Origin of the sequence: Paracoccus alkenifer, from assembly GCF_900108405.1 — a bacterium.
Taxonomy (GTDB): domain Bacteria; phylum Pseudomonadota; class Alphaproteobacteria; order Rhodobacterales; family Rhodobacteraceae; genus Paracoccus; species Paracoccus alkenifer.
Genome location: NZ_FNXG01000001.1, coordinates 496,026 through 509,056, shown reverse-complemented (window position 1 = coordinate 509,056; position 13,031 = coordinate 496,026). Strand labels below are relative to the sequence as shown.

The following is a 13,031-nucleotide window of genomic DNA, read 5'->3' as shown; positions in this document are numbered from 1 at the left end:
TCAGAACCCGGCGCCGCGAAAGCTGCCCCGCGCCGGGTCCAGCACCACCAGCTGCCCGCCGCGCAGCGTCGCCACCGACAGCTGCCGCTGGTTGCTGCCGTCGGGCATCAGCCGGAACGTGCCCTGGATGCCGGCAAAACCTGCGCCCTGGGTCAGCCCGGCGGTGGTGACCGCATTGCGCTTGCCCGCGCGCAGCTGCGCCGCGATGGCCGAGACGCCGTCATAGGCCAGCGTCGCGAATTCATGCGGGGTCTCGCCATAGGCGGCGCGATAGCGGCTGTTGAACTGGGCGATCCGCGCCAGATCAGGGATGGCGAACCAGCCGTTCTGCAACTGCGGCAGGGTGGTGCGGCTGGCGGGCACGTCCCAGCGGGTCAGCCCCATCAGCTGGACCGAGCGGCTGCTCAGCCCCGCCTCGGCCAGTGCCGCGGCGATTTCGGGCAGCACGGCCTGGTTGTTGCCGGTCAGGAACACCGCCTGCGCCTGGTTGGCGGCGGCCGCGCGGGCGATGGTGGGGGCGATGGCGTCCATGTCCTCGCGCGAGGGACCGTGCCCGGTCTTGCCGACCAGCGTGGCGCGGTTGCGGGCGATGGCGGTTTCGATCGCTGCGCCGCCGATCCGGCCGGCGACATCGTTTTCATGGACCAGCAGAAAGCGGCTAAGCCCCTGCGAGACGCCATAGGACACCAGCCGGCTGGCGGTGTTGCCAAAGGTGTTGCCAAGGACAAAGAGATTGCCCCCCGCGATGTCGGCGTTGTTGGAGAATGACAGCACGTTCACCCGCCCCGCCACCGCGGTGCCGACGGCATTGGCCGATTCCGCGTGCAGGGGGCCCACGATGATCTTGGCGCCCTCGGCCACGGCCTGGTTGGCGCGCTGCACCGCCAGTGCCGCGTCGTCGCCGCTGTCGTAGATGCGCAGGTCGATGCGCGCGCCCTGCGCGTCGGCGACGGCCATGCGGGCGGCATTGCTCATCGAGCGCGCCATGTAGTCGTAATTCGGATCGCCCGAGCCGCCGGGCACCAGCAGCGCCACTTGCAGCGGCTGGGCGGGGTCGATGGTCGGGCCGGTCTGCGGGCCTGAACCTTGCAGCCCGCCCGGTTCGCAGGCCGCCAGCGCTATTGCCGAAAACACGGCCGCGACCCGCAGCAGCGGGCGCCGGAACGGATGTCTGGAGGTCCGGGATGGCCGGGGCCGGGCGGCGCCGTCGTGGGACTGGGCGGTTGAGACCATCGGGTTGATTCCCTTGTTGTGGTGATATGCCGGGTCGGGCAAGGGTAGTCACAGACCGCCCGGCGTGGCAACCTGACCCCCTGCCGGGCAAGGATCCCGGACCGCGGGACCACAGGGCAGGAGCGTCGAGAATGCAGGATCAGCCACACCCCCCGGGCCGGGCCGGGGGCCTGCACGAAACGGCCGAGGGCGCAGGGCCGATCCCGGCCTTGGTGCTGGCTGACCGGCTTGATGCGGGGCTTTATCTGGTATCGACCCCGATCGGACGCGCGCGCGACATCACCTTGCGTGCGCTGGACGTGCTGAACGCGGCCGAGCTGCTGGCGGCCGAGGATACGCGCACCCTGCGCCACCTGATGGCGATCCACGGGATCCCGCTGAGGGGGCGGCAGATCCTGTCCTATCACGACCACAATGCCGATCGCGCCCGTCCCGCGATCCTGGCCGCGATCACCGCCGGGCGCTCGGTCGCCTATTGCTCGGATGCGGGCACGCCGCTGGTCGCGGATCCGGGGTTTCGCCTGGCACGGGATGTCGCGGAGGCGGGCGGCAAGGTCCATGCGGTCCCCGGGGCTTCGGCGCTGCTGGCGGCGTTGACGGTGGCGGGGCAGCCCACCGACCGCTTCATGTTTGCGGGATTCGCGCCGTCCCAGCGCGGCGCCCGCCGCCGCTGGCTTAAGGAACTGACGGGAATCGACGCAACCGTGGCGATTTTTGAAAGCCCGAGGCGCGTTAAGGAATTATTGAAAGATTTGTGCGAAACAGATGGGGAACGTGATATCTCGGTCTGTAGGGAACTGACCAAGAAATTCGAAGAGGTGATGCGAGGGCCGGCCCGGGGGCTGGTCGATCTGATCCCCGCCGAAGGGCTGCGGGGCGAAGTGGTGGTGGTCATGGGACCGCCCGCAGCGGTCGTGACGGGCGATGCCGCAGTGCTGGACGCGCTGCGTGCGCGTCTGGACCGGATGACGATGCGCGACGCGGTCGCCGAGGTGGCGGCGGAAACCGGGCGTCCGCGCAAAGAGGTTTATCGCATGGCCCTGACCATGCAGGAGGATGGGAATGCAGATGGTCATGCCATGGCTTGAGGGCCGTCAAGTCGGGCGGTCCAGTCATGCCCGGGTCGCCCGCGGGGTCTCGGCTCATGCCTCGGGACAGGCTGCCGAGGCCCGCGTCGCTGAGCTTTACGAGGAACGCGGCTGCGAAATTCTAGAGCGGCGCTGGCGCAGCGCGGCCGGCGAGGTCGATCTGATCCTGCGCGACCGCGATGCCATCGTGTTCGTCGAGGTCAAGAGATCCGGAACCCATGATCTGGCGGCGCAGCGGCTGTCCCGGCGCCAGATGGATCGGATCTGCACGGCAGCTCTGCTTTACACTGATCGTTTTCCCACCGGCTCGCTGACCGAGATGCGTTTCGATGCGGCGCTGGTGGATGGTTGCGGCCGGGTGGACATCATCGAGAATGCCTTTGGCGCCAACTGACGGGATGTGCCGCCTCGGCCTGCGCCCCCTCTGCTTGCATCGTGCTGTCGGGCAGGTCAGAACCGGCTCCAGCGCAACACGAAGGCCGGAGTCGCCATATGTCCCTCAGCGTCGCCCTTCAGATGGATCCGATCGAGCATGTCTCGATCGACGCCGATTCGAGCTTTCGCATAGGTCTGGAAGCGCAGGCGCGCGGGCACCGGCTGTTTCAGTATACTCCCGACGGGTTGATTTTCGACGAGGGCCGGTTGTTTGCCCGCGGCCGCGACATCACGCTGCGGCGCGAGCAGGGCAACCACGTCAGTTTCGGCGAGTGGCGCCGGGCTGAACTGTCCGAGTTCGACGTGATCTGGCTGCGGCAGGATCCGCCGTTCGACATGAGCTATGTCACAACCACCCATCTGCTGGACCGCGTCCAGCCGGACGTGCTGGTGGTCAACGATCCCTTCTGGGTCCGTAACCTGCCCGAAAAGCTGTTTGTTCTTGATTTTCCCGGGCTGACCCCGCCCACCATGATTGCCCGCGACGTGGAATCGATCCGGGAATTTCGCGCCCGCCACCAAGAAATCATCATCAAGCCGCTCTACGGCAATGGCGGGGCCGGGGTGTTCCATCTGCCCCAGGCTGACGCCAACCTGTCCGCGCTGCTCGAGTTGTTCGGCGGCATCAACCGCGAGCCGGTGATCGTGCAGAAATATCTGTCTGCTGTGGTCAAGGGCGACAAGCGCATTATCCTTGTCGACGGTGAGGCGGTCGGCGCGATAAACCGGGTTCCGGCGCAGGGCGAGGCCCGCTCGAACATGCATGTCGGCGGACGGCCCGAAAAGGTGGGGCTGACCGAGCGCGAGCGGGAAATCTGCGCCGAGATCGGGCCGGTGTTGCGCGAGAAAGGTCTGATTTTCGTCGGAATCGACGTGATTGACGGGTGGCTGACCGAAATCAACGTGACCTCTCCGACGGGAATTCAAGAGCTGGAGCGCTTTGATGGCATCAATGCTGCCGCCCTGATCTGGGAGGCAATCGAGCGCAGGCGCAGCCTCTGAGCGCCCGCTGACTTCCGCGTCCGCCGCTTTCAACTCAAGGACCAGCGCATGACCCCCGACAGCCTTCTTCGCGCCATGTTCGACCGCGCGGTCGCGGTGGCGGATCCGATGGAAAGCCTTGCCGGATTTCTGCCGCCCCGGCCGGCTGGTCGCGTGGTTGTCGTTGGTGCCGGCAAGGCCAGCGCGCGGATGGCCGAAGCGGTCGAGGCCGCATGGGGGCCGTGCGAAGGGCTGGTGATCACCCGATACGGCCATGCCCGCCCCACCAGCGGGATCGAGATCGTCGAGGCCGCGCATCCGGTTCCTGATCAGGCGGGGGTGGATGCCACGCTGCGGATGCTGGCATTGCTCGATGGTCTTGGCGAGGATGATTTTGTCCTGGCGCTGATCTCGGGCGGCGCTTCGGCGCTGCTATGCGCCCCGGCCGGAAATGTCTCTCTGGCCGAGAAACAGCAGCTCAACCGCGGGCTTCTGGCCAGCGGGGCGCCGATCGGGCAGATGAACCTCGTTCGCAAGCATCTGAGCCGGGTCAAGGGCGGCCAGCTGGCGGCCGCAGCATGGCCTGCGCCGGTGCTGACCCTGATGATTTCGGACGTGCCGGGCGATGAGCCGGCGCTGATCGGCTCTGGCCCGACCGTGGGCGACCGCTCGACCGCAGCCGAGGTGCGTGCGATCCTTGACCGCTGGGGGGTGACGATTCCGGCATCGGTCGATGCGGTGCTGCGGGGTGGCACAGGCGTGCGTGCCCCCGATGATCCCGCCATGTCCGGGGTCAGGAACATTGTCTATGCGGCGCCTTCGCGTTCGTTGGTGGCTGCGGCGGAGTTGGCCGCTACCCACGGGTTCGACGTTGAAATTCTTGGAGATTCCATCGAGGGTGAGGCGAGGGAAGTCGCGGCCGACCATGCCAGAATGGCGCTTTCCGCGCCCGGCCCGCGCGTGATCCTGTCGGGCGGCGAGTTGACGGTAACCCGTCGCGGCGATGGCTGCGGCGGGCCGAATGCAGAATATGCTCTGGCCCTGGCGCTTGCGCTGGATGGGGCTGCCGGGATCCACGCTCTTGCCTGCGATACCGATGGAATTGACGGTGCGGCCGAGATTGCCGGCGCAGTGATCGGTCCCGAGACCCTGGCGAGGGCCCGGGCTTGTGGCGCCGATGCGCAGGCTGCGCTGACAAGCAACGATGCCCATGGTTTTTTCGCCCGGATCGGCGGGCAGGTGATCACGGGGCCAACGCTGACAAACGTGAATGATTTCCGTGCGTTGTTGATTGAATAACGATTCCGGATAAGGCCGGACATCGATGGCTGGTGTTAACCTTTCCTTAAATTCCTCTTGCTAGAACGGTCGAAACCGGCGGCGGAGGGTGGAATGGTCGCAATCGCCTTTACCGTCGCCTTTGACGGGATCGAGGCGCGGCTTGTCGAGGTGCAGGCGGCGGTATCCCCGGGTATTCCGGCGTTCAGCATCGTCGGGCTGCCGGACAAGGCGGTCAGCGAGGCGCGCGAGCGGATCCGCGCCGCTTTCAGCGCGATGTCGGTGGCCATGCCGTCCAAGCGGGTGACGGTGAACCTGTCGCCCGCCGACCTGCCAAAAGAGGGCTCGCATTTCGACCTGCCCATCGCACTGGCAGTGCTGGCGGTGCTCGAGGTGGTGCCGGCAGAAGAACTCGCCAACGTGGTCTCGCTGGGTGAGCTGGCTCTGGACGGGCGGCTGGTGTCGGTTGCGGGCGCATTACCCGCTGCCGTCGCCGCAGCCGAGGACCAGCGCGGCCTGATCTGCCCGCCCGGCTGCGGGGCTGAGGCCGCCTGGATCGGCACGGTGCCGGTGGTGGCGCCGCCCGGGCTGAAACAGGTTGTCGACCATCTGACCGGACGTGCGCCGGTTGCACCTTCGACCCCTGGGCATGTGGTGCGACCGCCGATTCGGGCGGACATGAGCGATGTGCGCGGGCAGGAACGCGCGCGCCGGGCGCTGGAAATCGCGGCCGCGGGTCGCCACCATCTGCTGATGGTGGGACCACCCGGCGCGGGAAAGTCGATGCTTGCAGCGCGGCTGGTGGGGCTGATGCCCGAGCTGTCGCCGGCCGAGGCGCTTGAGACATCGATGATTCAGTCGCTGGCCGGGATGCTGACCGACGGCGGGATCTCGCGCGATCCGCCCTATCGGGATCCGCATCATACCGCGTCGATGGCGGCGATCGTTGGCGGCGGGCGGGGCGCGCGGCCGGGCGAGATCAGCCTGGCCCATAACGGCGTTCTGTTTATGGACGAATTGCCGGAATTTTCCCGGCAGGTGCTGGAAACCCTGCGCCAGCCGCTGGAAACCGGCGAGGTCGTCGTGGCGCGCGCCAATGCGCATGTGCGCTATCCCTGCCGTTTTCTGCTGGTAGCCGCGGCCAACCCCTGTCGCTGCGGATATCTGGCGGATGCCGCCCGCGCCTGCGCCCGCGCGCCGCAATGCGGGGCCGATTACATGGGCAAGCTGTCGGGACCGTTGATGGACCGCTTTGACCTGAGAATCGAGGTGCCGCCCGTCACGATTTCCGAACTGGATCAACGCAAGGGCGGCGAAGCGACAGCCAGCATCGCCCTGCGGGTGCAGGCCGCCCGCGAAATCCAGCGCCGCCGCTTTGCCGATCGTCCCGGGGCACGGGTGAACGCGGACGCCTCGGGGCCGCTGCTTGAACAAATCGCCGAGCCGGACAGCGAGGGTCGTGCGTTGATTCACCGAGCGGCCGAGAAACTCGGCCTCAGCGCCCGCGGCTATCATCGGATCCTGCGCACCGCCCGCACCATCGCCGATCTGGATCAATCCGATCGCGTCCGTGCGCCCCATCTCGCCGAAGCGATCGGATATCGCCTGCCCTTTGCCATGGCCGCCTGATGCCTGTTCTGGACGGGCTTTCATCTTGCCTGAAATATCCCGGGGTCCGGGGCAGGGCCCCGGTCCGGCGAGCGTTTTTGCCAAGGACGGCTGCGGGAATGACCCGGGCATTTGCAGCCCGATTCGGCGGCACTTGGGGCCGCGGCCGCGTGGGTATTTGGGCCAGAAAGAAGCCCGTTTCCCTGGCCGCAGACCGGGCCGGTCCGCGGCTTTCTTGCCCACCGCGCGCCACTCTTCTAGGACTGGTCGCGGCGGCCGGAGAAACAGGGGATGACGGCAATGCAGGGAAAGCGCGTTCTGCTGATCGTTGGGGGGGGGATTGCCGCCTTCAAGCTGCCCGAGCTGGTGCGGCTTTTGCGCAAGGCCGGGGTTGGCGTAGCCTCGGTCCTGACCGAGGGCGGCGCGCAATTCGTGACCCCGTTGACCTTGTCGTCATTAGCGGGCGAAGCCTGCCACACGGAACTGTGGGATCTGACCCGCGAGGCCGAGATGGGCCATATCCAGCTGTCGCGTTCGGCCGATCTGGTGGTGGTGGCGCCGGCCACGGCGGATATGATGGCCAAGATGGCATCGGGGCTGGCCGGGGATCTGGCCTCGACGTTGCTGCTGGCCACCGACAAGCCGGTGCTGATCGCGCCGGCGATGAATGTGCGCATGTGGGGCCATCCCGCGACCCGTCGGAACCGGCAGATCCTGCAAGACGATGGGATCAGCTTTGTCGGCCCGGGCGAGGGCGACATGGCCTGTGGCGAATGGGGCGAGGGGCGCATGGCCGAACCCCACGAGATTTTCGAGGCGATCCGGGACGCGCTTTCTGCCCGTGCCGAGCCGCCCTTGCGCCTGACCAGCGACCAGTTGCAGCTTGCCCCCGATACAGCGCCTGCGGCCATCGCTGCGCCCTCGGGGCCGTTGCTGGGGCGCCACGTCGTCGTGACCTCGGGGCCGACGCATGAGCCGATCGACCCGGTGCGCTATATCGCGAACCGCTCGTCGGGCGCGCAGGGGGCGGCGATCGCGGCGGCGCTGCGCGATCTGGGGGCGCGGGTCAGTTTCGTGACCGGCCCGGCGGTGGTGCCCCCACCCGCCGGCGTGCAGGTGATCCGGGTCGAGACCGCCGCCGAGATGCGCGCAGCGGTCGAGGCGGCCCTGCCTGCCGATGCCGCGGTGATGGCGGCGGCGGTGGCGGATTGGAGGGTGGTCAACGCCGCCGGGCAGAAGATGAAAAAGGACGGCAGCGACCGGCCTCCGACATTGGAAATGACTGAAAACCCTGACATTCTTGCCTGGGTCAGCCGCGCGGAACGGCGGCCCTTGCTGGTGGTCGGGTTTGCCGCTGAAACCGACGACGTCGTTGCCAATGCGGTCGCCAAGCGCCAGCGCAAGGGCTGCGACTGGATCGTGGCGAACGACGTCAGCCCCGACTCGGGCGTGATGGGCGGCGCCGACAACACCGCGATTCTGGTGAGCGAAAACAACGTCGAGCATTGGCCCCGGCTGCCCAAGGCCGAGGTCGGGCGCCGCCTGGCCGAACGCATCGCCGCGCGGCTGGCCGAGATCGCCGGATGAGCCGGATCTATCTGGACTGGAACGCCACCGCGCCGCTGCGCCCCGAGGCGCGGGCCGCGATGGCCGATGCGCTGGACGTCATCGGTAACCCTTCGAGCGTCCATGCCGAGGGGCGGGCGGCGAAAATGCTGCTGGAACGCGCGCGCGAGCAGCTGGCCGAGGCGCTGGGCGCGGCGCAGTCCGACATCGTGTTCACCTCGGGCGCGACCGAGGCGGCGGCGCTGGCGCTTGCGGGGCGCGGGCTGGCCTGCGCCGGGATCGAGCATGACTGCGTGCGCGTCTGGTGCGACGAAACGTTGCAGGCCGGCCGCGACGGCCAGGTCGCCCCGCCCGACCCCGCAAGCGCCACCCTGCAACTGGCCAACAGCGAAACCGGGGTGATCCAGACCCTGCCGCCGGGATTGGCGATCAGCGACCTGACGCAGGGGTTCGGCAAGATCCCCTTTGCCTTTGACTGGCTGGGAATCCGCGCCGGCATGGTCAGCGCCCACAAGCTGGGCGGCCCGCGCGGCATCGGCGCGCTGGTGCTGGCCGCCGGTGAGGACCGCGAGGCGCTTTTGCGCGGCGGCGGGCAGGAAAGCGGTCGCCGCGCCGGCACCGAAAATCTGGCCGCCATTGCCGGGTTTGCCGCCGCCGCTGCTGCCGCCCAGCGTGACCTGGCCGGGGGAATGGTCGAGCGTCTGGCCGAAATGCGCGATCATCTGATGGACAGGCTGGAAATTGCCGAGGGAATTACTATGTTTCCGGGGCGCGATTCCCCGCGCCTGCCGCAGACGCTGTCGATCCTGACTCCGGGATGGAAGGGCGAGACGCAGGTGATGCAGATGGACTTGGCCGGCTTTGCCGTTTCCGCCGGGTCTGCCTGTTCTTCCGGCAAGGTCCGGGAAAGCGGGGTTTTGCGCGCGATGGGCGTGGCCGGACAGGATGCCGGCTGCGCGTTGCGCGTCTCGTTCGGGGGAACGACGACGCGCGAGGATTTGGACCGCTTTGCCGACGCGTGGCTATCCGCCCGCGCCCGCTGGCAAGGCAAGCAGGGAAGGTAGATATGACCGTTCAGGACGCGCCCGAGATCGAAGTCCGCGAAGGCGTTGACCGCGAGACGGTCGAAACCGTCGCGAGCATGGGTTCCTACAAATACGGGTGGGACACCGAGATCGAGATGGAATACGCCCCCAAGGGGCTTAACGAGGACATCGTTCGGCTGATCAGCCAGAAGAACGAGGAACCCGAGTGGATGACCGAGTGGCGGCTGGCGGCGTTTCGTCGCTGGCAGACCATGACCGAGCCCAGCTGGGCGATGCTCAACTATCCCGAGATCGACTTTCAGGACCAGTATTACTACGCCCGCCCGAAAAGCATGGCGGTGCGGCCGAAATCGCTGGACGAGGTCGACCCCAAGCTGCTGGCCACCTATGAAAAACTGGGGATTCCGCTGCGCGAGCAGGAAATCCTGGCCGGGGTCGAGGGCGCGGACGCCGCCCCTGCCGACGTGCGCCGGGTGGCGGTCGACGCGGTGTTCGATTCCGTCAGCGTCGGCACCACCTTTCAGGATGAGCTTGCCAAGGCGGGCGTGATCTTTTGCCCGATTTCCGAGGCGATCCGCAAACACCCCGAGCTGGTCAAGAAATACCTCGGTTCCGTGGTGCCGCAGTCGGACAACTATTACGCCACGTTGAACTCGGCGGTGTTTTCGGACGGCTCGTTCGTCTATGTGCCGCCGGGCGTGCGCTGCCCGATGGAGCTGTCGACCTATTTCCGCATCAACGCCGAAAACACCGGCCAGTTCGAGCGCACGCTGATCATCGCCGACAAGGGCAGCTATGTCAGCTATCTTGAGGGTTGCACCGCCCCCAAGCGCGACACCGCCCAGCTGCACGCGGCGGTGGTGGAAATCGTGATCCTCGAAGATGCCGAGGTGAAATATTCCACCGTCCAGAACTGGTTCCCCGGCGACGAGGAAGGCCGCGGCGGCATCTACAACTTTGTCACCAAGCGCGCCGACTGCCGCGAGCCGCGGGCCAAGGTGATGTGGACGCAGGTCGAAACCGGCAGCGCGATCACCTGGAAATACCCGTCCTGCATCCTGCGGGGCGAAGAAAGCCAGGGCGAATTCTATTCCATCGCCATCACCAACAACATGCAGCAGGCCGACACCGGCACCAAGATGATCCATCTTGGCAAGAACACCCGCTCGCGCATTGTTTCCAAAGGAATTTCCGCGGGGCAGGCGCAGAACACCTATCGCGGGCTGGTCTCGATGCATCCGCGTGCGACCGATAGCCGCAACTATACGCAATGCGACAGCCTGCTGATCGGCGACCGCTGCGGGGCGCATACCGTGCCCTATATCGAGGTCAAGAACAGCTCGTCGCGTGTGGAACACGAGGCCACCACCAGCAAGGTGGACGAGGATCAGCTGTTCTACTGCCGCGCCCGCGGCATGGACGAGGAAGAGGCCGTGGCGCTGGTCGTCAACGGGTTCTGCCGCGACGTGTTGCAGGCCCTGCCGATGGAGTTCGCGATGGAGGCGCAGGCCCTGGTCGCGATCAGCCTTGAGGGCAGCGTCGGGTAACTCATGCCGCCGCCTGCCCCTGTTGCGGGGCTGGCGGTTCGGCCGGCGCGATGCGAACACGCCGATGAAATCCACGCGGACCGCCGCCGCGTGACTGGTAATTTCAGGGGGCCGCCCCCTTGCCGGACCCGGACCGGCGCCGAGGAAAAGGAAAGACGATGCTGCAAATCAACAACCTTCATGTCGCGCTCGAGGATGAGGACAAGCAGATCCTCAAGGGCGTGACGCTGACCGTCCCGGCCGGGCAGGTCCACGCGATCATGGGGCCGAACGGCTCGGGGAAATCGACGCTGTCCTATGTGCTGTCGGGCCGCGACGGCTATGAGGTGACCGAAGGTCAGGCGACGCTCGAAGGCCACGACCTGCTTGAAATGGAACCCGAAGAGCGCGCCGCCGCCGGGTTGTTCCTGGCGTTCCAGTATCCGGTCGAGATCCCGGGCGTCGGCAACATGACCTTTCTGCGCACCGCCGTGAACGCGCAGCGCAAGGCCCGGGGCGAGGACGAATTGTCGGCCGGCGAGTTCCTGAAGCTGGTGCGCGAACGCGCCAAGGCGCTGGACATCGACGCCGAGATGCTCAAGCGTCCGGTCAATGTCGGCTTCTCGGGGGGCGAGAAAAAGCGCAATGAAATCCTGCAAATGGCGATGCTTGAGCCGCGGATGTGCATCCTGGACGAGACCGATTCCGGCCTTGACGTCGATGCGATGCGGCTGGTCGCGCAGGGGGTGAACGCGCTGCGGGCGCCGGATCGCAGCTTTCTTGTGATCACACATTATCAGCGGCTGCTGGATCATATCGTGCCCGACGTGGTGCATATCATGAACGACGGGCGCATCGTGAAATCCGGCGGGCCAGAGCTTGCGCTTGAGGTCGAGCAGAACGGTTACGCCGATATTCTGGCCGAGGTCGCAGATGCCTGAGGCCGCGACCATCCAGACCCCCGCCGTCGAGGGCGCGCCGCGCCTCAGTCCCGCCGCCCAGCAGTTGCAGGCGCGGCTGGCCGCCACCCCGCCTCCGCACGCCCGCGCCACCGATGCCGCCCGCACCGATGCGCTGGACCGGCTGAGTGCGCAGGGCCTGCCCGGCCCGCGGGATGAATACTGGCGCTATACCGACCCCGCCCCCTTCAACACCCAGGCGCCCGATCCGATCGCACTGGATGCGGCCTCGGGTGATCCGACGCTGTTTGCCGGGGTGGACAAGCTGCGGCTGGTGTTCGTGGACGGGCGTTTCGACGCCGCCGCCTCGGACGAGCTGTCGCTGGCGGGGGTCGAGATCGCGCCCCTGTCGCAGGCCGACGCCCAGCCCGACCACTGGGTCGGCGACGCCTACGGTGCGCTGGAAAAACAGGGGCAATCGCCGGCCGCGCGGCCCTTTGCGGCGCTGAACACCGCCATCGCCACCGACGGCGCGGTGATCCGCGTCACGGGGCGGGCGGCACGGCCGGTGCAGATCCTTTATCGCCGTTCCGACCCGGCCGCGGATGTGACCATCCACCATGTGCTGCGGCTTGAGGCTGGCGCCGACCTGACCCTGCTGGAAAACGGGCTGGTGGGCGCGCGCGGCAATATCGTGATCGAGGCCGATCTGGCCCCCGGCGCGCAGCTGCATCACGTCGCGGCCCATCGCGCCGGCGTGCCGCGGGTGTCCAACATCCACCTGTTCGGCCGGGTGGCCGAGGGCGCCTCGCTCAAGTCCTTTGCGCTGTCGGTGGACGGGCGGCATCTGCGCACGGAATCGGTGATCGAGCTGCTGGGCGACGATGCGGTGGCCCATGTCGCCTGCGCGATGCTGGGCGACGGCACCTCCGTCCATCAGGATGACACCGTGTTCATCACCCACACCGGGCTGCGCGGCGAAAGCCGGCAGGTGTTCAAGAAGGTGCTCAAGAACGGCGCGACCGGCGTCTTTCAGGGCAAGATCCTTGTCCGCCCCGGTGCGCAGAAAACCGACGGCTACCAGATCAGCCAGGCGCTGCTGCTGGACGAAAACAGCCAGTTCCTTGCCAAGCCCGAGCTGGAAATCTACGCCGACGACGTGAAATGCAGCCACGGCTCGACCACCGGCGCGCTGGATGAAACGGCGCTGTTCTACCTGCGCTCGCGCGGGGTGCCGCGGGAACGCGCGGTGGTGCTGCTGGTGCTGAGCTTCCTTGCCGACGCGCTGGAAGAGGTCGAGGACGAGGCGCTGCGCGCCGAGATTGCCGACCGGCTGGAAGAGTGGCTGACCGCCCGGGCCAAGGGCTGACC

The 13,031-nt window shown here is 67.3% G+C and carries 11 protein-coding genes; 10 read left to right on the top strand and 1 reads right to left on the bottom strand.

From position 1 onward, the window contains the following. Positions 1-1,134: a penicillin-binding protein activator gene (locus tag BLW83_RS02415; protein ID WP_245728588.1), complete on the bottom strand. Its 1,134-nt coding sequence runs from the start codon at positions 1,132-1,134 to the stop codon at positions 1-3. Positions 1,135-1,364: 230 nt separating this feature from the next. Here BLW83_RS02415 and rsmI point away from each other — a divergent pair, with 230 nt between their 5' ends. The 10 genes from rsmI to BLW83_RS02365 all read left to right on the top strand — a co-directional run bounded on the left by rsmI (position 1,365) and on the right by BLW83_RS02365 (position 13,029). Then, positions 1,365-2,321 carry a 16S rRNA (cytidine(1402)-2'-O)-methyltransferase gene (gene rsmI / locus BLW83_RS02410; protein WP_090845173.1) on the top strand — a complete coding sequence of 319 codons (957 nt, stop codon included), beginning with the start codon at positions 1,365-1,367 and terminating at the stop codon, positions 2,319-2,321. Beyond that, entirely contained in the window at positions 2,296-2,715 is a 420-nt protein-coding gene (locus BLW83_RS02405) for a YraN family protein (RefSeq protein WP_342707485.1), read from the top strand. Before rsmI ends, BLW83_RS02405 begins: the two co-directional genes overlap by 26 nt. A 98-nt stretch (positions 2,716-2,813) precedes the next feature. Next, positions 2,814-3,758, top strand: coding sequence for a glutathione synthase (gene gshB / locus BLW83_RS02400; RefSeq protein WP_090845170.1), 945 nt, complete (start codon positions 2,814-2,816; stop codon positions 3,756-3,758). Positions 3,759-3,806: 48 nt separating this feature from the next. Beyond that, positions 3,807-5,036, top strand: coding sequence for a glycerate kinase type-2 family protein (locus tag BLW83_RS02395; RefSeq protein ID WP_090845168.1), 1,230 nt, complete (start codon positions 3,807-3,809; stop codon positions 5,034-5,036). 93 nt (positions 5,037-5,129) lie between these two features. Beyond that, positions 5,130-6,644 (top strand): YifB family Mg chelatase-like AAA ATPase, encoded by a 1,515-nt coding sequence (locus BLW83_RS02390; RefSeq protein WP_090845166.1) that lies wholly within the window; start codon positions 5,130-5,132, stop codon positions 6,642-6,644. A gap of 279 nt (positions 6,645-6,923) precedes the next feature. Further along, entirely contained in the window at positions 6,924-8,210 is a 1,287-nt protein-coding gene (locus BLW83_RS02385; RefSeq protein WP_090845164.1) for a bifunctional phosphopantothenoylcysteine decarboxylase/phosphopantothenate synthase, read from the top strand. Next, entirely contained in the window at positions 8,207-9,253 is a 1,047-nt protein-coding gene (locus BLW83_RS02380) for a cysteine desulfurase family protein (RefSeq protein ID WP_090845162.1), read from the top strand. The genes BLW83_RS02385 and BLW83_RS02380 overlap by 4 nt, the downstream gene beginning before the upstream one ends. A gap of 2 nt (positions 9,254-9,255) precedes the next feature. Beyond that, positions 9,256-10,782: a Fe-S cluster assembly protein SufB gene (sufB, locus tag BLW83_RS02375; RefSeq protein WP_090845160.1), complete on the top strand. Its 1,527-nt coding sequence runs from the start codon at positions 9,256-9,258 to the stop codon at positions 10,780-10,782. Positions 10,783-10,940: 158 nt separating this feature from the next. Beyond that, positions 10,941-11,702: a Fe-S cluster assembly ATPase SufC gene (gene sufC, locus BLW83_RS02370; RefSeq protein WP_090845158.1), complete on the top strand. Its 762-nt coding sequence runs from the start codon at positions 10,941-10,943 to the stop codon at positions 11,700-11,702. Beyond that, the gene (locus tag BLW83_RS02365) at positions 11,695-13,029 is read left to right on the top strand and encodes a SufB/SufD family protein (RefSeq protein WP_090845156.1); all 1,335 of its coding nucleotides are present in this window, start codon (positions 11,695-11,697) and stop codon (positions 13,027-13,029) included. Before sufC ends, BLW83_RS02365 begins: the two co-directional genes overlap by 8 nt. The last annotated feature ends 2 nt before the right edge of the window (positions 13,030-13,031 follow it).